Genomic DNA, 20,161 nt, shown 5'->3' on the forward strand with positions numbered 1-20,161 from the left:
GGTGGGGGCCCGCGGCACACCTCCCGATGGTTGGGGGAGCGGTCAGCTGACCGGCGTCGCCGCCTTCACGAAGTCGTTCGTGTAGGTCTTGGTCAGGTCGATCGTCTTGCCCTTCACCTTCGGGTTGAACTCGCTCAGCACCGCGAGGCAGGTGGGCGGGCCGTCGGCCGGCATGATGCCGGTCGGGTTGAAGATGCCCCGTTCGCTGTCGAGCGCCTTGATGTAGGCAGGCTTGCCGACACCCTTGTAGTAGGCGGCCGGCATCACGTCGGCGATCTGGGCGCCGGTGTGGCCCTGGATCCACGTGAGCGTCGAGACGTAGGCGTTGACCAGCTTCTGGACGGTGTCCTTGTGGCTGTTCACCCAGTCGACCGGCATGTAGAGCGAGGTCGCGGGGTAGGTGCCACCGAGCGCTGCCTTGGAGCCCTCGGCCGTGCGCATGTCGAGCAGGATGAACGCGGTGCCGTCGGACAGCGCCTGCGAGACGGTGGGCTCGGTGGTCATGCCGCAGTCGATCGCCTTCTGCTTCATGGCGGCGATGAACGTCTGTCCGGCGCCCACGCCGCGGCGGGTCTCCTGGGTCGGGCTGACACCACTCTTGGTGCTGAGGTACTGGGTGAGGAAGTCGGTCGAGGACCCGGTGTCGGTGATGCCCAGCTGGCGGCCCTTGAAGTCGGCCGGGCTGTTGACCTTGCCCTTGAGGTCACTGCGGCACAGCTCGACCTCGCCGGGGATCTGGAGCATCGAGACGACGGCCTCGGAGTACTTGCCCTGGGCCTGGAGCGCGATGTTGTGGTCGTAGAAGCCACCGACGCCCTGGACCTGGCCGGCGAGCATGTTCTGCGTCGCGTCGCCGCCCGCGGGCTCGTCGACGAGGTTCACGTTGACGCCGGCCTTGTCGTAGTAGCCCAGCTGCTTGGCCAGCATGAACGGCAGGTAGATCTGCTTGCTCATGCCTCCGACCATGATGGTGACCTGGGGTGAGTTGGCCGCGGGGGCGCTGGACGACGACGAGCCGCCGCCGGCGRCCGCGCCGGAGGATCCCGAGGCGTTGCTGGCACAGGCGGCCACGCTGGTCGCTGCGAGCAGCGCGACGCCTGCGGCGCCGAAACGCTTGGTGTTCATGAACTCTCCTTTGAGTGCTGCGAATGGTGTGCTCGAGGTGCTGCTGGGTATGCCGCGCGGACGCGGCGGACTCTCACTGGACTGCCGCACCTCCGTGGGTCTGGGGAGGGCGCCAACGGAGCAGGCGGCGTTCGAGCAGGCTGATCAGGCCTTCGGCGGTGAGCGCGATGACGGCGACGAGCACCATGCCGGCGAGGACACCGTTCATGTCGAAGTTGTTCTGCGAGGAGCGGATCAGCAGGCCCAGCCCCTCGTTGGCGCCGAGGATCTCGCCGACCAGCGCACCGATGAGGGCGAAGCCGAAGCTGATGTGCAGGCTCGCGAGGATCCAGGTGAACGCCGACGGCAGCACGACGTCGCGGGTCACCTGCCAGCGCGAAGCGCCCAGCAGGCGGGCGTTGGCGATGAGGTTGCGGTCAACCTCGCGCGATCCCTGGTAGGCGTTGAAGAAGACGCCGAAGAACACCAGGACCACGGCGAGGATCACCTTCGACTGGATGCCGAACCCGAAGGCCACCGTGAAGATGGAGCCGAGGATGATGCGCGGGATCGAGTTGGCTGCCTTGAGGAACGGGCCGAAGATCTCGGACAGCACGGCGACGCGACCCAGGGCGATCCCGCAGACGACGCCGAGCACCGAGCCGATCACGAAGCCCATCACGGCCTCTTCGAGCGTGATGAGGATCTGCCGGCCGAGTGAGCCCTGGCTCGTCCCGACGGTGAACCAGTCGACCAGCGTCTGCCACACGCCCTTGGGCTCGCCCCAGAAGAACGGGTCGACGACCTTCGTGTGCACGCACAGCTGCCAGACGACGAGGGCCACCACGACGATGCCCGTTCGCACTCCAGCGAGGACAACGCGTCGATGCGTGCCCCGCGGCGCGCGCGGACGCGAAGGGGCGACCTCGGGGGCGACCTCGGCCGACCAGGCATGCGTCGCCATCGCGTCCATGGCCCCGTCAGTGGGGGCCTGGTGGCTGGAGGAGGTGTCGATCATGAAGCCACCGCCGACCGGGTGGTGCGGTCGTAGGCCTCGGCGACCTCGGCCCGCAGGGCCTCCCAGATCTGCTCGTACAGCTCGATGAACCGGGGGTCGAAGCGGATCTCCTGCACCACGCGGGGGCGGGGCAGGTCGATCTCGAACTCGGCCTTCACCGTGCCCGGACCTGCGGTGAGGACGACGACCTTGTCGGCGAGGGCGATGGCCTCCTCGAGGTCGTGGGTCACGAACACCACGGCCGGCTTGGTCTGGTCCCACAGGTGCAGCAGCTCGGTCGACATGATCGCCCGGGTCTGGACGTCGAGGGCGCTGAACGGCTCGTCCATCAGGAGGATCCGCGGCTCGTTGATGAGCGTCTGGGCGAGGGCGACGCGCTTGCGCATGCCGCCGGAGAGCTGGTGGGGGAAGCGGTCCTCGAACCCGGCCAGCCCCACGCGCCGCAGCCAGTCGCGGGCCAGGCGCGTCGCCTCGCCTCGGTCACTGCCCCGGTAGATCGGACCGGCAGCGACGTTGTCGAGCACCGAGCGCCACGGGAACACCGCGTCCTGCTGGAAGACGAACCCGGTGCCGGTCTCGATGCCCTTGACCTCCTCGCCGTGGACGAAGGCCTCGCCCCGCGAGGGGCGCTCCAGGCCGGAGACGAGGGTGAGGGTGGTGGACTTGCCGCAGCCGGTGGGACCGACGACCGCGCAGAACTGGCCCTCCTCCACGGTCAGCGACAGGTCCTTGAGGGCCGTGTAGGTGCCGCCGTCCGCTGTCGCGAACTTCTTGGTGACGTTACGCAGTTCGATGGCCGCCATTGGCCGAACCTCTTTCCTCGACGATGAGTTGCGTCACCGTAGGAGTGGGTCACTGGAGCGCGGAACCCTTGTGTGCGTTGCCCCCGTATGCCGCGTTAGCCGTGGTTTTGTGCGTTCTGCTCAGTCATGCTGGGGACGGCGCCGACCGGCGCCGTCGGTGGGCAGCCCACCCAGGACGAGGAGACGTATGCCGCGAATGGGCCGCACCCTGGCCTCCCGGATCCTCTTCGCCGTCCTCGGGATCATCGCCGTGACGATGGCCCTCGGACTCGCCCTGTTCACGCGGGTCACCAGCCGCGCCACCGACCAACAGGCGATCGAGCAGACCCGCAGCATCGCCGTCTCGCTGGGGCACGTGCCGCAGGTGGCCGCCTCGGTCGAGGCCGGCGACCCCGACCAGGTGCTGCGTCGGCTCGCCGACGCGGTGCGCCGCGACTCCGGCGCGTCGTACGTCGTGATCATCGGACGTGACGGGACGAGGTACTCCCACCCCAACCCGAGCCTGATCGGCCAGAAGATCGAGGAGCCGGTGGTCGCCCTCGACGGCCGGGTGCACACCGGGGTCGACCAGGGCAGCCTGGGACGCTCCGCCAACACGCGCGCTCCCATCTTCGGGGCCGACGGCGTGCCGGTGGGCGAGGTCTCGGTCGGCCTGCTCGAGTCGGAGGTGGGCATCCGGTTCACGCACGAGATGGCCGACGTCCTGCTCTACACCGCCGCCGCGCTGGGTCTCGGAGTGGCGGCCTCCCTGCTGCTCGCCCGCGGCATCAAGCGGGTGACCTTCGGGCTCGAACCGGCCGAGATCGTCGCCCTGGTCCAGGAGCGCGAGGCGATGCTGCACGGCATCCGCGAAGGTGTGCTGGGCATCGACCCGTCAGGGCGGATCAACGTCCTCAACGACGAGGCGAGGCGACTGCTCGCGATCCCTGGCGCGGTGCTGGGGGAGCGGGTCGTCGACGTCCTGCCCGACAACCGGCTGCGGAGGGTGGTCACCGGCGACGTCGCCGGCCAGGACCTCGTCGCCGTCACCGATGAGCACCTTCTCGTCCTCAACCGGATGCCGGTCGTCGTGGGTGAGCGCCAGGCCGGGTGGGTGGTGACGATCCGGGACCGCACCGAGCTGGAGGCGCTCCTGAGACAGCTCGACTCCGTCGAGGGCCTCACCACGGCGCTGCGCGCACAGGAGCACGAGTTCTCCAACCGCCTGCACGTCCTGTCCGTGCTGCTCGAGCTCGGGGAGGTCGAGGAGGCGACGCGCTACAGCCGGCACCTCCAGGCCGACACCGCCCTGGTCGGCGAGGAGGTCCGGTCGCGGATCGGGTCGCCGGTGGTCACCGCCCTGCTGCTGGCCAAGACCACGGTGGCCGCGGAGCGCGACGTCGCGGTGCGGCTCGACCCGGGCAGCCGCCTGGCCATGCCGGTCGCCGACGAGGTCCCCATCGTGACGGTGCTGGGCAACCTCATCGACAACGCGGTCGATGCCGTCGCCGACGACCCCCGGACGGTGGGGGGCCACCCGCGCGGGGTGGTCACGGTGTCGCTCGGCTGCGAGGACGGGGTGATCCGGATGTCGGTCAGCGACACCGGACCCGGCATCCCCGTGGACCGGCTCGACGACGTCTTCGTCGACGGGTTCTCCACCAAGGAACCGCGGCGCGGGATGCGGCGCGGGGTGGGCCTGGCGCTGGTGCACCGACTGGTCACCCGCGACGGGGGGACCATCACGGCCTCCAGCCCCGACGGTGCCAGGTTCGACGTGACGCTGCCGATGCGGCGCAAGGAGGTGGTCGAGTGATCCGTGTCCTCGTCGTCGACGACGACTACCACGTGGCCCAGGCCCATGCCCTCAGCGTTGCCCGCCTCGACGGGTTCACCGTCGTCGGCGAGGCGCACACCGGCTCGGAGGCCGCCGACCTCGTGGCGTCCGAGGCGCCCGACCTGATCCTGCTCGACATGTACCTGCCCGACTTCAGCGGGCTCGAGCTCGTACGCCGCCTGGCCGCGTCGGGGGGACGGGTGCCCGACTTCCTCCTGGTGACGGCGGCCCGCGACATCGACTCCGTGCGCGCCGCGATGCAGCTCGGGGCGTTCTACTACCTCGTCAAGCCGTTCACCTTCGTCGCCCTGCGCGAGCAGCTGGAGGCCTACCGCACGTGGACCGAGAGAATGGGCCGCGAGGGTGAGGCCGACCAGCAGGTCGTCGACAACCTCTTCAGCCTGAGGGGAACCCCGCCCCGACGGGCTGTCGTGGGTCGGGCCCTCCAACCCACGATGGCCCGGGTCCTGGAGATCGTCACGACCGCGAAGGAGCCCATCGGCGCGTCCGATGTGGCCGAGATCCTCGGGGCCAGCAGGCCGACCGCGCAGCGGTACCTCGCGTCGCTGGTGAGCAAGCAGCTGCTCGACCTCGATCTCAGCTACGGCAGCACCGGCCGGCCGGAGCACCGCTACGTGCCCAGGCGCCGCTGAGCGCCGGGCCACGGTGAGGGCGGCCTCGGGCTGCTGCAAGCCTCAGCCTCGCGGAGAAGCATCAGACGGCGGTGGCCTCAGACCGCGGTGAACCGTACGTCCCAKGGTCGCACGTCGACGGTCAGCACCCCGCTGGTCACTGAGGCGTCGTCCTCGCGCGCGAGACGGAGGATCTCGTCGGCCGCCCCGGGCGGGACGCGCACGACCGCCATCCCCTCACCCTGGGCGGCGTCGACGGGACCGGCCGCGACCAGCCAGCCTCGCTCCTGAAGTCGCTGCAGGAACGCGACGTGTTCGGAGAAGCCCGGGTGGGCGAAGATCGAGGTGCCCTCGGGAAGGTTGGAGCCGGGTCGGTGGTGCAGCGCGAACCATTCACCGGCGGCCTCCGACTCCACGGCGGACTCCGGTTCCGCACCCCGCGACTCGACCCGCTGCGCGAGGTGGGCGAGCACCAGCGGCCAGCCGCGGTCGTACTCAGCCCTCGCGGCCTCGGGCTCGGTCAGCCGCTCCCAACCGGTGTGGGTCAGCGTCAGCAGCGTGCCGTCGCCGTCGGGTTCGAACTCCACCGCGACCTCGGTGGCCCGCTCCGGGCCGTGCCCGGGGCGCCACGTCATGGCGAACCCGTTCGGCCGGTCCCAGCGCAGCACCGTGCCCCAGACCGCCTTCTCGACGCCATGGCGTTCGACGACGACGCCGTCCTCGAACGCCACGCTCGCCTGCGCGCCGAAGACGCTGTGCGTACCGAGTGGCCACCACGCCCCGAGGTGGGCGGTGAACAGCTCGAACGCCGTGTCGACGTCGCACCGCACGCGGACCTCGCGGCGCAGCGGGGCGATGTGGCGGGACGTGCTCTCGCCAGTCTCGGCAGGTTGAGTGGTCATGACGGACGTCCTTCCGGCTGGTGCTGCTCGACGCGGTGTTCATCGACATACCTGGCGAACGAGGTGAGCGCGGTGTCCCAGGTCGTGACCAGCCACTGCTGGAGGTCGACGAGCCCGTCGGGCGCGAGGGCGTAGAGGTTCCGGGTGCCCCGGCTCTCGTGGTCCACCAGGCCGGCGCCCTCGAGCACCTTGAGGTGCTTGCTCACCGCCGGCCGCCCGATCGGCATGGCAGCGGCGATCTCGCCGACCGAGCGCGGCCGCTCGGCGAGGAGCTCGAGGATCTGGCGCCGACTGGGGTCGCCGAGAGCGTCGAGGGCGAGGGCTGATTGGTTACTCATGGGCAACGGTTACTCTAGAGCGACCAATAAGAAATGTCCATAGACTGACCCCATGTCCACGGCTACAGATTCTGCGACCCACCCGCTCGTCGACAAGCACGCCGAGGTGATCGCGCAGGCGACCCAGGCGCTCACCGACCGCTCCTACTTCAGCCGGTTCCCGGAGTCGCCGTCCCCGCGCGTCTACGGCGAGGGGTCCGCCGAAGCCGGCCAGGCGGCATACGAGGCCTTGCGGGACAACGCGTTCGGTGGCCTCGGTGACGTGCGCACCGATGGTGACTGGGTCGGCGAGGAGGTCTCGCCCTACGGCCCCGCGCTCGGCATCACCTATCCCCACCTCGACGTCGACGCGGCCTTCGCGGCGGCGGCCGACGCAACCCCGGCCTGGCGTGACACCGGTGCCCGCACCCGAGCGGCGGTCTGCGTCGAGATCGTCGAGCAGATCAACGCGCGCTCGTTCGAGATCGCCCACTCGGTGATGCACACGACCGGCCAGCCGTTCGTCATGGCCTTCCAGGCCGCTGGACCCCACGCCCAGGACCGCGCGCTGGAGTCGATCGTCGCCGGCCTCGTCGAGCAGGAGCGGGTGCCCGCGTCCGTCGTCTGGGAGAAGCCCGGTCGCGACAAGGAGGGCAACCCCGCCCCGCTGCGGATGCAGAAGGACTACCGCGTCGTGCCGCGCGGCGTCGCCCTCGTCATCGGCTGCAACACCTTCCCGACGTGGAACGGCTACCCGGGACTGTTCGCCTCCCTGGTCACCGGCAACCCCGTCATCGTGAAGCCTCACCCGCGGGCCGTGCTCCCCCTCGCCATCTCTGTCGCGGTATGCCGTGAGGTGCTGTCCGCGGCCGGGTTCGGTCCCGACCTGGTCCAGCTCGCGCCCGAGGCCGAGGGTGAGGGCCTGGCCAAGGTGCTCGCCGAGCGCGGCGAGGTCCGGATCATCGACTACACCGGGGGCCCTGGCTTCGGCGGCTGGCTCGAGGAGAACGGCGCCGGACGTGGCCAGCTCGTCTACACCGAGAAGGCCGGCGTCAACACGATCGTCGTCGACTCGACCGACAACCTGCGCGGCGTGCTCGGCAACCTGGCTTTCTCGCTGACGCTCTACTCCGGGCAGATGTGCACGACCCCGCAGAACATCTACGTCCCGCGCGACGGCATCGCCACCGACGAGGGCCACGTCTCCTTCGAGGACTTCGGCGCCAAGCTGGCCGCGGCAGTGGGCAAGCTGACAGGGGACGACGCCCGGGCCGTCGAGCTGCTGGGCGCGACCGTCAACGACGGGGTCCGCGCCAACGCCGCCGGGCTCGCCGCGCTCGCCGAGGAGGCGGGTGGCACGGTCGTGCTGGACTCGCGCGAGGTCAGCCACCCGGCATACCCGGACGCGGTGGTCCGCGCACCGGGCCTGGTGAGCATGGACGCGAGCCGCGAGGACGTCTACACCCAGGAGTGCTTCGGGCCGGTGACGTTCCTCATCGCGACGTCCGGGACCGACCAGTCGCTGGCGCAGTTCCGCGACACGGTGCGTGAGCACGGGGCGATGACGGCGGCGGTCTACTCCTCGTCGGAGGACGTCCTCGACGCCGCGCGCGACGCCGCGGCGGACGCGGGAGTCGCGTTGTCGGAGAACCTGACCGGCCCGGTGTTCGTCAACCAGACCGCGGCGTTCAGCGACTTCCACGGCACCGGCGCCAACCCCGCGGCCAACGCGGCCTACGTCGACGCCGCGTTCGTGGCCAACCGGTTCCGGGTCGTCACCTCCCGCCGCCACGTCTAGCTCGCCAAACCCCGCGCATCTGGCACGATCGGGTCCATGAACTTCGTCATCAAGGTCGCGGTCAACGCGGTGGCACTGTGGGTGGCCGCCTGGCTCGTGTCGGGCATCAGCTTCGGGGAGGGCAAGTTCGGCTCGAAGTTCGCGACGATCCTCCTTGTCGCACTGGTCTTCGGTCTGGTGAACGCCGTCGTCAAGCCGATCGCCAAGGTGCTCAGCTTCCCGTTCATCATCCTGACGCTGGGGCTGTTCACCTTCATCGTGAACGCCTTCATGCTCCAGCTGACCGAGTGGATCGCCGACCCGCTGGGCCTCAGCTTCACGATCGACCACTTCTTCTGGGACGCGGTCCTCGGCGCCATCATCATCACGATCGTGTCGATGGTCCTCGGCTGGGTCATCCCGGACGGCGACGACGACTGACCCACGCGGCATACCCCGCCGTGGCGCCCGCTTAGAGTGAGGGCATGAGCGACAGCGACGTCCGCCTGCGCGCGGCCCTCGACCAGGTGCCCGCCTACGTCCCCGGCAAGCCCGCAGCCGCGCCCGCGGGCGTCACGGCATACAAGATCTCGTCCAACGAGAACCCGTATCCGCCGCTGCCGTCGGTCCTCGAGGTGGTGCGCGAGGCCGCCGGCGCGATCAACCGCTACCCCGACATGGCCGTCACCGAGCTCACCCAGGCGCTCGCCGACACCCTCGGGGTGCCCGCCGAACACATCGCCACCGGCACGGGTTCGGTCGGCGTCCTCGGCCAGGTCATCGCCGCCACCTGCGACCCCGGCGACGAGGTCGTCTACGCGTGGCGGTCGTTCGAGGCCTACCCCATCGTCACCGCGCTCGCCGGCGCACAGTCGGTGCAGGTGGGTCTCGACGACCATGCCCGCCACCGGCTCGACGCCATGCACGCCGCGATCACCGACCGCACGAAGGTCGTCATCGTCTGCACCCCCAACAACCCGACCGGCCCGATGGTGACCCACGCCGAGCTGGAGCGGTTCCTCGACGCCGTCCCGAGCCGCGTCCTGGTCGTCATCGACGAGGCCTACGTCGAGTTCGTCACCGACGAGGAGGCGCCGCGCAGCCTCGAGCTCTACCGCGACCGCCCCAACGTCATGGTGCTGCGCACCTTCTCCAAGGCCTACGGCCTGGCCGGCCTGCGCATCGGGTATGCCGTGGCGCACCCCCCGGTCGCGGCTGCCCTCCGCAAGACCGCGACGCCCTTCGGCGTGAACTCGATCGCGCAGGCCGCGGCGGTGGCCTCGCTCAAGGCTTTCGACGAGCTGAAGGAGCGCGTGGACTCCCTTGTCGCAGAACGCACCCGGGTGGTCGAGATGCTGCGCGGCCAGGGCTGGTTCATCCCCGAGACCCAGGCCAACTTCGTGTGGTTCGGACTGGGGGACCGGTCCGGCGACTTCGCGGCCGCCGCCCAGGCGGCGGGCCTCACCTTGCGCCAGTACGGCACGGATGGGGTACGCGCGACCATCGGCGAGACCGAGGCCAACGACGTGCTGATCCGGGTGGCGGGGGAGTTCCTCGCGGAGCGCCCCATCGACCCCTCCTGACCCAGGCCAGCGGGGAGGTCCCGGCCGCCGCTGCGCCCGTCGTTCCACGGTGCTGGATGTCATGGGTGCCTGTCGTCTCTTTAGGGGAGGTGCGTCGGCCGGAGGCCGGAGGAGAGTCGGCAGCATGCACTCCCGGGAGGCCCTGCCATGACCGATCTGACTGACGTCCGCCCCACCATCCCCGAGTTCTCGGGCCTCCAGCTGGCGCCGGGTGACGACGGGTACGAGCACGCGCGGCGGGTGTTCAACGGCATGATCGACCGCACGCCCGCGCTGATCGCGACCTGCCGAACGGCGGCGGATGTCGCTGCTGCGATCGCCTACGCCCGGACGTCTGGCCTGCCGATCTCCGTCTACGGAGGCGGCCACTCCGTCAACGGCTCGGCGGTGGTCGACGGCGGACTGTGCGTCGACCTGCGCGGACTGCGCGACATCGTGGTCGACCCCGAGACGGCGACTGCTCAGGTGGGTGGCGGATGCACGTGGGGCGAGCTCGACGCGGCCACCCAGGAGCACGGTCTGGCGGTGACCGGCGGGCGCGTCTCCACGACGGGCGTCGGCGGTCTCGCGCTCGGCAGCGGGAGTGGCTGGGTGGAGCGCAGGCTGGGGTTCACCTGCGACAACCTCATCGAGGCGCAGGTGGTGACGGCGGACAGCCGGATCGTGACGGCCTCGGAGACCGAGAACCCCGACCTGTTCTGGGCCCTGCGCGGTGGCGGCGGCAACTTCGGCGTCGTCACCCGTTTCACCCTGCGACTGCACGCGATCGGACCGATGGTCTTCGGCGGCATGCTCATGTATCCGCCGCCGATGGGAGCCGCCGTCCTGCGCAACTTCCGGGACTTCTTCGTCGACGCGCCCGACGAGGTGGGTGGCGGCGTGGCCTTCATCACCGCCCCGCCGATCGAGATGGTGCCGGAGCCGGCCCGCGGCAAGCCGGCCGTGGGCGTGATCGTGGCCTACACCGGCCCGATCGAGGAGGCCGAGGCGGCGTTGGCCCCGCTGTTGGGCTTCGGGCCGCCGGTCTTCGCCCATGTCGGGCCGATGCCCTACGTGGCCCTTCAGCGGCTGCTCGACGACGCCAACCCGCACGGCCTGCAGAACTACTGGACGGCCGACTTCCTCGAGGAGCTGCCGGACGAGGCGGTCGAGACCCTCGCCGCCCTGGCGTCGTCGCCCGTGTCGCCGGTGAGCCAGGTCATCGTCGTGCCCGGTGGGGGTGCCGTCGCGCGCGTGCCCGAGGAGGCCACCGCCTTCGGGGAGCGGCAGGCGCCGTTCAACATCCACTACCTGTCGCTCTGGCCCGACCCGGCAGACACGGACGCGAACATCGCCCACACGCGGACCCTCGCGGCCGCGATGAAGCCGTGGACGTCGGGACGGGTCTACCTCAACTTCATCGGGGACGAGGGCCAGGAGCGGGTGGACAGCGCCTTCGGCGAAACCAAGCTCGCGCGGCTGCGCGGGATCAAGGCAGTCTGGGACCCGGAGAACGTGTTCCGGCACAACCAGAACATCGCGCCTGCCGGCTGAGGTCGTCGAACGCGACCGGCGGCGCCCCTGTCCCGGGTCATCGGGGCGGGCGCGGCCATAGGCTGGGGCCATGGTCGACACCTGGCTCCCGCCCTATCTCGCCCGCCCGGACCGTTACGGCCCGATGCCCTACCGCAAGGTGGGTCAGAGCGGACTGCGGCTCCCGGCGGTCAGCCTCGGCCTGTGGCACAACTTCGGGGACGACAAGCCGTTCGACGTGCAGCGAGCGATCCTTCGCCGGGCCTTCGACATCGGCATCACCCACTTCGACCTCGCCAACAACTACGGCCCGCCCTACGGCGCGGCTGAGGCCAACTTCGGCAGGCACTTCGCCGCCGACTTCAAGCCCTACCGTGACGAGCTGGTCATCAGCTCCAAGGCCGGCTACGACATGTGGCCCGGCCCCTACGGCATCGGCGGCTCCCGCAAGTACCTCCTCGCGAGCCTGGACCAGAGCCTGACCCGGATGGGCCTGGACTACGTCGACATCTTCTACAGCCACTGCCCCGACGAGGACACCCCGCTCGAGGAGACCATGGGGGCCCTCGCCACCGCGGTCCAGCAGGGCAAGGCGTTGTATGCCGGTATCTCCAGCTACTCGCCCGAGCGCACCGAGCGTGCGGCCGAGGTGCTCGAGCAGCTGGGCGTCCCGCTGCTCATCCACCAGCCGTCGTACTCGATGGTGAACCGCTGGATCGAGGGCGGTCTGCTCGACACCCTGGGTGAGCGGGGCATCGGCTGCATCGCGTTCAGCCCCCTGGCCCAGGGGATGCTGACGAACAAGTACCTCGGCGGCATCCCCGAGGGCTCGCGCGCCAGCCAGGGCAAGTCGCTGTCGCCCGACCTGCTCACCGACGAGTCGCTGGCCCACATCCGCAAGCTCGACGACCTCGCCACCGAGCGTGGCCAGTCCCTCGCCCAGCTGGCGCTGGCGTGGGCCCTGCGCGACGAGCGGGTGACCTCGGTCCTGATCGGGGCGTCGTCCGTCGGCCAGCTCGAGGACTCCGCGGCCGCGGTGAGCAACCTGCGGTTCAGCGACGCCGAGCTCGAGGAGATCGACCGCGACGCCGTCGACGCCGGGATCGACCTCTGGCGCTCCCAGTCCCGCCTCACCTGACCAGCAAGCGAAGCAACGAGCGGCATCGAGCGAAGCAACGAGGGAAGCAAAGAGGGAAGCAGCGAGCTGAACTGGGCCCCGCGGCATACAAAGGTGCAGGTGGTGAGCACGGAGGAGTCCGGATTCTGAGATTTCCCGGTGCTGCGGATATCTTGGGCCTCAGCAAGGCCCCTGTGAGCGCTGCCACAAGCGCGCCCCACACCAGCCGCCACACGAGGGCGGAGACCCCGCCCGGGTGAAGAAGGAGTTCCAGTGAGCGACAACGCAGTCGCCGGCGCCACGAGCGCCGAGCATGAGGACGAGGTGCTCGCCGAGCTGACCGCCCCGGTCCCGGAGGTCGGTGACGGCGGACCCGAGATGATCCAGCTGCTCACCCCCGAGGGCCAGCGCGTCGAGAACACCGAGTACGACGAGTACGTCAAGGACCTCACCGACGAGGACCTGCGCGGCTTCTACCGCGACCTCGTCCTCATCCGCCGCGTCGACGCCGAGGCCACCGCGCTCCAGCGCCAGGGCGAGCTCGGCATCTGGGCCAGCCTGCTCGGCCAGGAGGCGGCCCAGGTCGGCTCCGGTCGCGCGATGCGCCCGCAGGACTACGCCTTCCCGACCTACCGCGAGCACGGGGTCGCCTGGTGCCGCGGCGTCAACCCGCTCAACCTGCTCGGCCTGTTCCGTGGCGTCAACCACGGCGGCTGGGACCCGAACGAGAAGAACTTCCACCTCTACACGATCGTCATCGGCGCCCAGACGCTGCACGCGACCGGCTATGCCATGGGCATCCAGCGCGACGGTGACGTCGGCACCGGCGACGACGAGCGCGACGCCGCCGTGATCGCCTACTTCGGCGACGGCGCCACCGCCCAGGGCGACGTCAACGAGTCGTTCGTCTACGCCGCGGTCAACAACGCCCCGGTCGTGTTCTTCTGCCAGAACAACCAGTGGGCCATCTCCGAGCCCAACGAGCGCCAGACCCGCATCCCGCTCTACCAGCGTGCGCGTGGCTTCGGCTTCCCCGGCGTGCGGGTCGACGGCAACGACGTGCTGGCCGTCTATGCCGTGACGCAGCAGGCGCTCAACGCGGCCCGCTCCGGCAACGGCCCCACGTTCATCGAGGCGTACACCTACCGCATGGGCGCGCACACCACCTCCGACGACCCGACCAAGTACCGCGTCTCCGCCGAGGTCGAGGTGTGGAAGCACCGCGACCCCATCGAGCGGCTGAAGTCCTACCTCGTGCACACGCAGAAGGCCGACCAGGCGTTCTTCGACGCGCTCGAGGTCGAGGCCGACGAGCTGGCCGTCGCCGTCCGCGAGGGCTGCCTGTCCATGCCCGACCCGACGCCCGACTCGATGTTCGACCACATCTACGTCGAGGAGCACCCGGTGGTCGAGGCCGAGCGCAAGGAGTTCGCCGCCTACCACGCCGGCTTCGAGGGTGAGGGGAGCCACTGATGGGCAGCATGACGATTGCCAAGGGCATCAACAACGGCCTGCGCGCCGCCATGGAGCGCGACCCCAAGGTCGTCCTCATGGGTGAGGACATCGGCAAGCTCGGTGGCGTCTTCCGCGTCACCGACGGCCTCCAGAAGGACTTCGGCGAGGACCGCGTCATCGACACCCCCCTCGCGGAGGCCGGCATCGTCGGCACCGCGATCGGTATGGCGCTGCGCGGCTACCGTCCCGTCGTCGAGATCCAGTTCGACGGGTTCATCTACCCGGCGTTCGACCACATCGTCAGCCAGGTCGCCAAGATGCGGGCCCGCTCGCTCGGCAAGATCAAGCTGCCGATGGTCATCCGGATCCCCGTCGGCGGTGGCATCGGCGCGGTCGAGCACCACTCCGAGTCCAACGAGGCCTACTTCGCGCACACCGCGGGCCTCAAGGTCGTCTGCTGCTCCAACGCCGAGGACGCCTATTGGATGATCCAGCAGGCCATCGAGTCCGACGACCCGGTGCTCTTCTACGAACCCAAGCGCCGCTACTGGGACAAGGGCGAGGTCGACGAGTCCGCCGCCCCCCGCGACCTGCTCAAGGCACAGGTATGCCGCGAGGGCACCGACGCGACGCTCGTCGCCTACGGCCCCATGGTCAAGACCTGCCTCCAGGCGGCCGAGGCCGCCGCCGCCGAGGGCAAGAACCTCGAGGTCATCGACCTGCGGACGCTCAGCCCGCTCGACCTCGACACCGTCGCCGCGTCCGTCGAGAAGACCGGCCGGACCATCGTCGTCCACGAGGCATCGACGTTCCTCGGCATGGGTGCGGAGATCGCCGCGGCGCTGCAGCAGCGCTGCTTCTACCACCTCGAGGCTCCCGTGCTCCGGGTCGGCGGCTACAACCTGCCCTACCCGCCGAGCAAGCTCGAGGAGGAGTTCCTCCCCGACCTCGACCGGGTGCTCGACGCCGTCGACCGCTCACTGGCCTTCTGAGAGAGGCGCGAAAACGCATGGCAGTCAAAGAGTTCAAGCTTCCAGACCCCGGTGAGGGCCTGACCGAGGCCGAGATCGTCACCTGGAACGTCAAGGTCGGCGACACGGTCAAGGTCAACGACATCATCGTCGAGATCGAGACCGCCAAGTCGCTCGTCGAGCTGCCGGTGCCGTTCGCCGGCACCGTCACCGCGCTGCACGTCTCCGAAGGCGACACGGTCGAGGTCGGCACGCCGATCATCTCCGTCGACACTGCCGGTGGACCGGTACAGGGCGCCGCTCCTGTCCAGGACGCGCCCGCGGTCGGGGCCGTCGAGCCCGGCATCGAGGGCTCGCCTGCTCCCAAGATGGCAGCGGCGGCTGCGGCAGCAGCTTCGGACGACGAGGAGATCGAGGAGGGCAAGATCGGCGGCACCACGTCAACCGGTCGCACCGCCGTCCTCGTCGGCTACGGCGTCAAGCAGACCGAGGCCAAGCGTCGTCCCCGCAAGGGCGCCGAGGCCTCGGTGGCCCCCGCCGTGCAGGCCAAGACGAGCCCGGCCGAGGCGCCCGTCGCGACCCTGCCGGCCGCACCCGCACCCGCACCCGTTGCTCGGGAGGGTGGCGCACGGGCGCTCGCCAAGCCGCCGGTCCGCAAGTACGCCAAGGACCTCGGCATCGACCTCGCCACGGTTACGGGTAGCGGTGAGGGCGGCATCATCAGTCGCGCCGACATCGACGCCCACGCGGCCCAGCCGGCCACGGCGTCACCGGCGGCTGCCGAGGCTGCCAGCCAGGCGGCATACGTGGCTCCGGTCTTCACCCGCGGCGGGGAGCGCGAGACGCGCATCCCGATCAAGGGTGTCCGCAAGATGACCGCGCAGGCCATGGTCGGCAGCGCGTTCACTGCGCCGCACGTGACCGAGTGGGTGACCATCGACGCCACGGCCACCATGGAGCTCGTCGACCGGCTGAAGAAGGACCGCGAGTTCAAGGACGTCAAGGTCACGCCGTTGCTGGTGCTGGCCAAGGCGATGACCGTCGCGATCCGTCGCCACCCGGAGATCAACGCGACGTGGGACGAGGCCGCCCAGGAGATCGTGGTCAAGAACTACGTCAACCTCGGCATCGCCGCTGCCACCCCGCGGGGCCTGATGGTCCCGAACATCAAGGACGCCGACCAGATGTCGATGCGCCAGCTGGCCGAAGCCATCGGCGCGCTGACGGCGACGGCGCGTGAGGGCCGCACCCAGCCCGCCGAGATGTCCGGTGGCACCATCACGATCACCAACGTCGGCGTCTTCGGCGTCGACACCGGCACCCCGATCATCAACCCGGGCGAGTCGGCCATCATGGCCTTCGGTGCGATCCGTCGCCAGCCGTGGGTCGTCACAGCCGCGGACGGAACCGAGACGATCGAGCCGCGCTGGGTCACCCAGCTGGCCCTGTCGTTCGACCACCGCCTCGTGGACGGCGAGCTCGGCAGCAAGTTCATCGCCGACGTCGGCGCCATCCTCGCCGACCCGGCCCGCGGCCTCGTCTGGGGCTGAGTCCGACCTTTTGCGCACGCTATGCATTGCCCCACCCCCTGTGGGGCAATGCACAGCGTCGTCACCTGACGATGCCAGGGGGCCGCGGCAGGGGCCTCCTACTCGTCCCCGCGCAGGGTGAAGGACCGCAGCCGGTCACCGGTGAACCACAGCGACGCGGCACTCACGAGGGCCGCCGCGACCACGGCGTAGCCGACACCGATGCCCGGGGCCGGCACCTGAGAGCTGATCTCGGTCGCGACCTCACGGCCCCAGGCGCCGATGGCCACCCACCGGATGCCGTCGAGGACGTTGCCGAGCACCCCCTCCCAGAGGAGGGCGAACAGCAACCCGATCACCACCGCGTGCCTGGTGAAGGCCGCGAGCCCGAGGAAGAGCGCGGTGTATGCCGTGCCGGCCACCGCGCCGCCGACTCCCCAGGCCATCGCCTGGCGGGGGTCCGACGCGTCCAGGACCAGTCCCGCGGCCAGGAGCGGGAGGGCGCCGAGCACCATCGTGGCCGCCCAGGCGACGACGTACTTGCTGGCGGCGATGACGTGTCGGCTCACCGGTTTGGAGAGCAGGTACACGATCGACCCGTCGTCGACCTCAGGACCGAGGACCGCGGTCGCCGCGAGCAGGGCGACGAGGGGCAGAGCGAGGGTGAAGCCGAGGTTGGCCACGGCCTCGTAGCCGACCGCGTCGTCGGTCAGGGCCTGGACCACGACCGCCAGCACCAGGAGCACCGCGGGGATCAGCACCAGGACGACGCCGCGCCTGCGCCCGAGCAGGGCCTGGGCCGAAAGCCTGACGATGGTGGGATTCATCGGTCAGCCACCCACCAGGTAGGCGAAGACGCTCTCGAGCGACTCGTCGGTCGGGGTGAGCTCGAGGATCCGGATCGCGTGCCGCCTGGCCACCTGGGGTAGCCGGACCGTGAACGCGCCGAAGTCGGACACCGAGACGTCGACACCGCCGGCCCTTCGCAGCGAGACGGCCACCACCGAGGGCTCCGCGATCAGCGCGCCGGCGAGACCCCGGTCGTCGTCACTGACGACGACGTACTGCACCGGTCGGTCGGTCATCAGGCGCCGGATCTGCCCGAAGTCTCCCGAGGCCGCATGCCGGCCGGAGACCACGACCTCGATCTGCCTGGCCACCTGCTCGACCTCCTCGAGGATGTGGGAGCTGAAGAGCACGGTGCGCCCCTCGGCGCCCATCCGGCGCAGCAGGCTCATGAGGTGCAGTCGCTGGCGGGGGTCGACGCCGTTGAACGGTTCGTCGAGCAGGAGCACCGCCGGGTCGTGGACCAGCGCGGACGCGAGTTTCACGCGTTGGCGCATGCCCTTGGAGTAGGTCCCGATCCGGCGGCCGGCCGGTTCGGTCATCTCGACGACCTCGAGCGCGCGCTCGGCCGCGGCGCCGGCGTCGGCGAGCCCGTGCAGCTCGGCGTTGGCCAGGACGAACTGGCGACCCGTGAGGTATCCGAAGCTGAGCTCCCGCTCGGGCACCAGGCCGATCGTGCGGTAGGCGTTTGTGTGGCGCCAGATCGGGTCGTCATCGAGCGTGACGGTGCCCGCCGACGGGGCGAGGAATCCCGACATGAGCGCGATGAGGGTGGTCTTGCCGGCGCCGTTGGGCCCCAGGAGGCCGGTCACGCCGGGTCGGACGGTCATCGAGATGCCGTTGACGGCGACCACGTTGCCGTACCAGCGCGATGCATGGTCGATGGTGATGACGCTCATGCCGTGGCCACCCGTCGGTAGCGCCAGACCAGGCCGCCGAGACACCCTGCGGAGAGGGCGACGAACACGGCCACGTAGGCGAGCTGCATCGGGGTGCCGGTCGGTGGGGTGAGGGCCTCGTTGTCGGTCCAGACGGACATCAGTCCGCGGTAGAGCGAGTAGGGCGAGAAGAGCCCGGCGACCTCTCCCACGCGCGGCTGGCCCTCCTCGTGCGAGATCCCCTGGATCGCGGACACGATGCCGTTGCCGATGAGGAGCAGCGCGATGGTGGCGACGACGGCAAACCCACGCCGGGTCGACCAGGACGCGATGAGTCCGGCCAGGCCGGTGAGGGACAGGGCGAGCAGCAGGGCGAGGCCGACGGCGACGGCGGCATCCCCGGTCTGTTCGGTGACGTCCAGCTCGCCCAGCAGCGCCACGGCATACAGCAGCAGGATCGGGAGCAGCAGGAACACCAGGGTTGCTCCGAGCAGCGACGCCCAGCGGGCGATGGCATAGGTGCTCGACGGCAGGGGTCGCGCGAGGTACAGCGAGATGGTGCCGTGGCGCAGGTCCCGTGAGAAGAGCACCGGCGCCTGCGACGCGACGAAGATCCCGAGCAGCACCTGGGTGGTGGAGGCGTACTGGGCGTAGCCGATCGGGAGCTCGTCCAGCCCGACGAACACCATCACCCCGCCGACGATGACAGCCGGCAGCAGGTTGAGAGCGAGGAGGATGAACGGCAGCACCTTGGACTTCCCGGACCGGCCGAGTCCGAAGGCGTTCCGGAAGCCGGTGATGACCAGTGCCCGAGCGATGGCCACGGCTCCCAGCCGCACGCCCACATAGGGGCGGTAGCCGAGGTCGTGGATGACGCTGCCACCCTCGGGGGTCGCCGAAGAAGGATCAGTCATCAGCGCCCTGCCCTTGAACAGCGCCATGCTCTTGAACGAACACGTCCTCGATGCGGCGGTGGTCGACCTGCAGCCGGACCAGGCCCAGCCCCAGGTCGCTCGCGGTGTCGCGGATCAGGTCGTGCACGTCGTGCTGCCCGGCGGCGGCGTCCACGGTCAGGAGGGCGCCGCGCGGGACCGTGGTGACCCCGGCCCGGCCGAGGGCTTCTGCCATGCGGACCTGTGCGTCGTCGCCGAGCACCTCGACGAGCAGGACGCCCGTGGCGTCGAGGAACTCGTCGGTGCGCGAGGCCCTCAGCAGCCGGCCGCCGTCGAGGACGACCACGTGGTCGCTCACCCGCTCGAGCTCGCCGAGCAGGTGTGAGGTCACGATCACCGCGATCCCGAACTCCCGCCCGATCCGCTGGACGAGGCCCAGCATCTCCTCGCGCGCGGCCGGGTCGAGGCCGTTGGTCGGCTCGTCGAGCAGCACCAGTCGAGGGTCGTGGGCCAGGGCCTGCGCGAGCTTGGCCTTCTGCTTCATGCCCGTGGAGTAGCCGCCCATCGGTCGGTACCGCTCCTCGGCCAGCCCCACGTGGCGGAGCACCTCGGCCGCCCGCTCGCGCGCCGCGACCCGGGGAAGTCCGGACATCATCGCCAGGTGGACGACGAAGTCGCTGGCGCTCACGTCCGGCGGCAGGCAGTCGTGCTCGGGGAGGTAGCCCACCGCTGCGCGGATCGCGGGGCCGGCCGAGGCGATGTCGTGACCCAGCACCTGCGCACGACCCCCCGTCGCGGGGACCAGGCCGAGCAGGATCTTGAGCAACGTCGACTTGCCTGCGCCGTTGGCGCCGACCAGACCGGTGATCCCCGGACCGATCTCGAGGTCCAGCGAGTCCAGGGCCAGCACCGGACCGTAGTCCTTGGTCAGCCCCTGGGTCTGCACGACGGGTTGCGCGGGTTGCACGCGAGTCAATGTAGCCGCGCTCCTCCGCGCGGGTCCTCTCC

Annotated in this window: 19 protein-coding genes; 10 read left to right on the forward strand and 9 right to left on the reverse strand. The window is 70.3% G+C overall.

The features are described 5' to 3' along the window. Nucleotides 1-42: 42 nt before the first annotated feature. The 3 genes from AC1DVZ_RS05935 to AC1DVZ_RS05945 form a co-directional block, all read right to left on the reverse strand. The gene (locus AC1DVZ_RS05935; RefSeq protein WP_477617255.1) at nucleotides 43-1,125 is read right to left on the reverse strand and encodes an ABC transporter substrate-binding protein; all 1,083 of its coding nucleotides are present in this window, start codon (nucleotides 1,123-1,125) and stop codon (nucleotides 43-45) included. A gap of 73 nt (nucleotides 1,126-1,198) precedes the next feature. Then, nucleotides 1,199-2,122, reverse strand: coding sequence for an ABC transporter permease (locus AC1DVZ_RS05940; protein WP_477617256.1), 924 nt, complete (start codon nucleotides 2,120-2,122; stop codon nucleotides 1,199-1,201). Next, the gene (locus AC1DVZ_RS05945) at nucleotides 2,119-2,925 is read right to left on the reverse strand and encodes an ABC transporter ATP-binding protein (protein WP_477617257.1); all 807 of its coding nucleotides are present in this window, start codon (nucleotides 2,923-2,925) and stop codon (nucleotides 2,119-2,121) included. Before AC1DVZ_RS05945 ends, AC1DVZ_RS05940 begins: the two co-directional genes overlap by 4 nt. A gap of 196 nt (nucleotides 2,926-3,121) precedes the next feature. Between AC1DVZ_RS05945 and AC1DVZ_RS05950 the strand changes: the two genes are divergently transcribed. Together AC1DVZ_RS05950 and AC1DVZ_RS05955 are read left to right on the forward strand one after the other, a co-directional pair. Then, complete coding sequence (locus tag AC1DVZ_RS05950) at nucleotides 3,122-4,720, forward strand: ATP-binding protein (RefSeq protein WP_477617258.1); 1,599 nt, start codon at nucleotides 3,122-3,124, stop codon at nucleotides 4,718-4,720. Beyond that, complete coding sequence (locus AC1DVZ_RS05955) at nucleotides 4,717-5,394, forward strand: response regulator (protein ID WP_477617259.1); 678 nt, start codon at nucleotides 4,717-4,719, stop codon at nucleotides 5,392-5,394. The genes AC1DVZ_RS05950 and AC1DVZ_RS05955 overlap by 4 nt, the downstream gene beginning before the upstream one ends. Before the next feature lie 77 nt (nucleotides 5,395-5,471). On the opposite strand, the gene AC1DVZ_RS05960 is transcribed toward AC1DVZ_RS05955, so the two are convergent. Further along, nucleotides 5,472-6,275 carry an SRPBCC domain-containing protein gene (locus AC1DVZ_RS05960; RefSeq protein WP_477617260.1) on the reverse strand — a complete coding sequence of 268 codons (804 nt, stop codon included), beginning with the start codon at nucleotides 6,273-6,275 and terminating at the stop codon, nucleotides 5,472-5,474. Continuing rightward, the gene (locus AC1DVZ_RS05965) at nucleotides 6,272-6,613 is read right to left on the reverse strand and encodes an ArsR/SmtB family transcription factor (RefSeq protein ID WP_477617261.1); all 342 of its coding nucleotides are present in this window, start codon (nucleotides 6,611-6,613) and stop codon (nucleotides 6,272-6,274) included. The genes AC1DVZ_RS05960 and AC1DVZ_RS05965 overlap by 4 nt, the downstream gene beginning before the upstream one ends. Nucleotides 6,614-6,665: 52 nt before the next feature. Here AC1DVZ_RS05965 and paaN point away from each other — a divergent pair, with 52 nt between their 5' ends. From paaN to AC1DVZ_RS06005, 8 genes are all read left to right on the forward strand, one after another. Beyond that, the gene (gene paaN / locus AC1DVZ_RS05970; RefSeq protein ID WP_477617262.1) at nucleotides 6,666-8,390 is read left to right on the forward strand and encodes a phenylacetic acid degradation protein PaaN; all 1,725 of its coding nucleotides are present in this window, start codon (nucleotides 6,666-6,668) and stop codon (nucleotides 8,388-8,390) included. Nucleotides 8,391-8,426: 36 nt separating this feature from the next. Next, on the forward strand, nucleotides 8,427-8,810 hold the full coding sequence (locus AC1DVZ_RS05975; RefSeq protein ID WP_477617263.1) for a phage holin family protein: 384 nt from the start codon (nucleotides 8,427-8,429) through the stop codon (nucleotides 8,808-8,810). 44 nt (nucleotides 8,811-8,854) lie between these two features. Continuing rightward, nucleotides 8,855-9,952, forward strand: a complete 1,098-nt coding sequence (gene hisC / locus AC1DVZ_RS05980) for a histidinol-phosphate transaminase (RefSeq protein ID WP_477617264.1) — start codon at nucleotides 8,855-8,857, stop codon at nucleotides 9,950-9,952. A gap of 147 nt (nucleotides 9,953-10,099) precedes the next feature. Next, nucleotides 10,100-11,485, forward strand: a complete 1,386-nt coding sequence (locus tag AC1DVZ_RS05985; RefSeq protein ID WP_477617265.1) for an FAD-binding oxidoreductase — start codon at nucleotides 10,100-10,102, stop codon at nucleotides 11,483-11,485. 70 nt (nucleotides 11,486-11,555) lie between these two features. Next, nucleotides 11,556-12,602, forward strand: a complete 1,047-nt coding sequence (gene mgrA / locus AC1DVZ_RS05990) for an L-glyceraldehyde 3-phosphate reductase (protein WP_477617266.1) — start codon at nucleotides 11,556-11,558, stop codon at nucleotides 12,600-12,602. Between the two features lie 252 nt (nucleotides 12,603-12,854). After that, complete coding sequence (gene pdhA, locus AC1DVZ_RS05995; protein ID WP_477617267.1) at nucleotides 12,855-14,054, forward strand: pyruvate dehydrogenase (acetyl-transferring) E1 component subunit alpha; 1,200 nt, start codon at nucleotides 12,855-12,857, stop codon at nucleotides 14,052-14,054. Then, nucleotides 14,054-15,028: an alpha-ketoacid dehydrogenase subunit beta gene (locus AC1DVZ_RS06000; protein WP_477617268.1), complete on the forward strand. Its 975-nt coding sequence runs from the start codon at nucleotides 14,054-14,056 to the stop codon at nucleotides 15,026-15,028. The genes pdhA and AC1DVZ_RS06000 overlap by 1 nt, the downstream gene beginning before the upstream one ends. A gap of 17 nt (nucleotides 15,029-15,045) precedes the next feature. Continuing rightward, nucleotides 15,046-16,557, forward strand: coding sequence for a dihydrolipoamide acetyltransferase family protein (locus AC1DVZ_RS06005; RefSeq protein ID WP_477617269.1), 1,512 nt, complete (start codon nucleotides 15,046-15,048; stop codon nucleotides 16,555-16,557). A 98-nt stretch (nucleotides 16,558-16,655) separates the two neighbouring features. Here the strand turns inward: AC1DVZ_RS06005 and AC1DVZ_RS06010 are convergent, their stop codons facing one another. The 4 genes from AC1DVZ_RS06010 to AC1DVZ_RS06025 are packed head-to-tail and all read right to left on the reverse strand — an operon-like array spanning nucleotide 16,656 to nucleotide 20,120. After that, nucleotides 16,656-17,363, reverse strand: coding sequence for an ABC transporter permease subunit (locus tag AC1DVZ_RS06010; RefSeq protein WP_477617270.1), 708 nt, complete (start codon nucleotides 17,361-17,363; stop codon nucleotides 16,656-16,658). A 3-nt stretch (nucleotides 17,364-17,366) separates the two neighbouring features. Then, nucleotides 17,367-18,281 carry an ABC transporter ATP-binding protein gene (locus tag AC1DVZ_RS06015; RefSeq protein WP_477617271.1) on the reverse strand — a complete coding sequence of 305 codons (915 nt, stop codon included), beginning with the start codon at nucleotides 18,279-18,281 and terminating at the stop codon, nucleotides 17,367-17,369. Next, nucleotides 18,278-19,174 carry an ABC transporter permease gene (locus AC1DVZ_RS06020; RefSeq protein WP_477617272.1) on the reverse strand — a complete coding sequence of 299 codons (897 nt, stop codon included), beginning with the start codon at nucleotides 19,172-19,174 and terminating at the stop codon, nucleotides 18,278-18,280. Before AC1DVZ_RS06020 ends, AC1DVZ_RS06015 begins: the two co-directional genes overlap by 4 nt. Further along, a complete protein-coding gene (locus tag AC1DVZ_RS06025) occupies nucleotides 19,167-20,120 on the reverse strand; it encodes an ABC transporter ATP-binding protein (RefSeq protein ID WP_477617273.1) in 954 nt (317 codons plus the stop codon). The genes AC1DVZ_RS06020 and AC1DVZ_RS06025 overlap by 8 nt, the downstream gene beginning before the upstream one ends. Nucleotides 20,121-20,161: the final 41 nt, after the last annotated feature.

Source organism: Pedococcus sp. P2_E5 (assembly GCF_056403895.1).

Excerpts from the sequence above, each read along its gene's own strand:
- AC1DVZ_RS05940 (WP_477617256.1), bottom strand. The coding sequence starts at position 2,122 with ATGATCGACACCTCCTCCAGCCACCAGGCCCCCACTGACGGGGCCATG.
- AC1DVZ_RS05945 (WP_477617257.1), bottom strand. The coding sequence starts at position 2,925 with ATGGCGGCCATCGAACTGCGTAACGTCACCAAGAAGTTCGCGACAGCG.
- AC1DVZ_RS05950 (WP_477617258.1), top strand. The coding sequence starts at position 3,122 with ATGGGCCGCACCCTGGCCTCCCGGATCCTCTTCGCCGTCCTCGGGATC.
- AC1DVZ_RS05965 (WP_477617261.1), bottom strand. The coding sequence starts at position 6,613 with ATGAGTAACCAATCAGCCCTCGCCCTCGACGCTCTCGGCGACCCCAGT.
- paaN (WP_477617262.1), top strand. The coding sequence starts at position 6,666 with ATGTCCACGGCTACAGATTCTGCGACCCACCCGCTCGTCGACAAGCAC.
- AC1DVZ_RS05975 (WP_477617263.1), top strand. The coding sequence starts at position 8,427 with ATGAACTTCGTCATCAAGGTCGCGGTCAACGCGGTGGCACTGTGGGTG.
- hisC (WP_477617264.1), top strand. The coding sequence starts at position 8,855 with ATGAGCGACAGCGACGTCCGCCTGCGCGCGGCCCTCGACCAGGTGCCC.
- AC1DVZ_RS05985 (WP_477617265.1), top strand. The coding sequence starts at position 10,100 with ATGACCGATCTGACTGACGTCCGCCCCACCATCCCCGAGTTCTCGGGC.
- mgrA (WP_477617266.1), top strand. The coding sequence starts at position 11,556 with ATGGTCGACACCTGGCTCCCGCCCTATCTCGCCCGCCCGGACCGTTAC.
- AC1DVZ_RS06000 (WP_477617268.1), top strand. The coding sequence starts at position 14,054 with ATGGGCAGCATGACGATTGCCAAGGGCATCAACAACGGCCTGCGCGCC.
- AC1DVZ_RS06005 (WP_477617269.1), top strand. The coding sequence starts at position 15,046 with ATGGCAGTCAAAGAGTTCAAGCTTCCAGACCCCGGTGAGGGCCTGACC.
- AC1DVZ_RS06010 (WP_477617270.1), bottom strand. The coding sequence starts at position 17,363 with ATGAATCCCACCATCGTCAGGCTTTCGGCCCAGGCCCTGCTCGGGCGC.
- AC1DVZ_RS06015 (WP_477617271.1), bottom strand. The coding sequence starts at position 18,281 with ATGAGCGTCATCACCATCGACCATGCATCGCGCTGGTACGGCAACGTG.
- AC1DVZ_RS06020 (WP_477617272.1), bottom strand. The coding sequence starts at position 19,174 with ATGACTGATCCTTCTTCGGCGACCCCCGAGGGTGGCAGCGTCATCCAC.